Annotated in this window: 1 protein-coding gene; it reads right to left on the bottom strand. The window is 51.1% G+C overall.

Translation table 11 applies throughout. From position 1 onward, the window contains the following. Positions 1–622, bottom strand: a 622-nt coding sequence (locus H663_RS41970; RefSeq protein ID WP_116695983.1) for a helix-turn-helix domain-containing protein, incomplete at both ends; no start/stop codon positions are given.

The raw sequence follows: 622 nt of genomic DNA, 5'->3' as shown, positions 1-622 counted from the left end.
CTGAACAGCCAAAGCCGTGTGCGCCAGTAAACGCTTGGCTTCCAGGGCAATGCGTTGATTGATGCAGCTTTTGGTGGACAGTCCCGTCGCTTCCAAGCAAGCACGGTTCAGGCTTTTGACACTCAGGCCCAAAGTGGCACTGAAATGCTGCACCTGGTGGTGTTTTGCGAAGTCTTTTTCCAACTGCTTTTTAAATCGTTCGTAATGTGCAAATGCCCGCGAAGGCGATTGACCTGGATGAAGCCCTGACGCTTGAACCAGGCACAGACGCAACAGCACATAACTCAGTTGCAACTGAAGCAGGCTCTGCCGGGTTGGTACATCGATGACTTCTGCGCTGTCGCGCTGCATGTTGCTCAGGCCGACTTCAACATCTTGCAGTACAGACGAGGCCAGTGAGCAATGGTCTGGCAAGGTGTCAATTTGAGTCGCCAACGCTTGTCCATTTCCAATTGAATGCAATCGCTCAGGGCGAAAAACAACCATCCATCCATGCCATGTTTGTGAGAAATCATGCCGAAATACTTGACCTGGTTTGATCAACAGATAGTCGTTAGCCAGGGCCGATACGGGATGGAAATCAATCCATGGTTGGGTTTGACCGGATGTGATCACCACCATG

The organism is Limnohabitans planktonicus II-D5 (assembly GCF_001270065.2).
Lineage (GTDB): Bacteria > Pseudomonadota > Gammaproteobacteria > Burkholderiales > Burkholderiaceae_C > Limnohabitans_A > Limnohabitans_A planktonicus.
The sequence above is the reverse complement of the archived record's forward strand: the minus strand, read 5'-3'. Positions and strand labels throughout refer to the sequence as shown.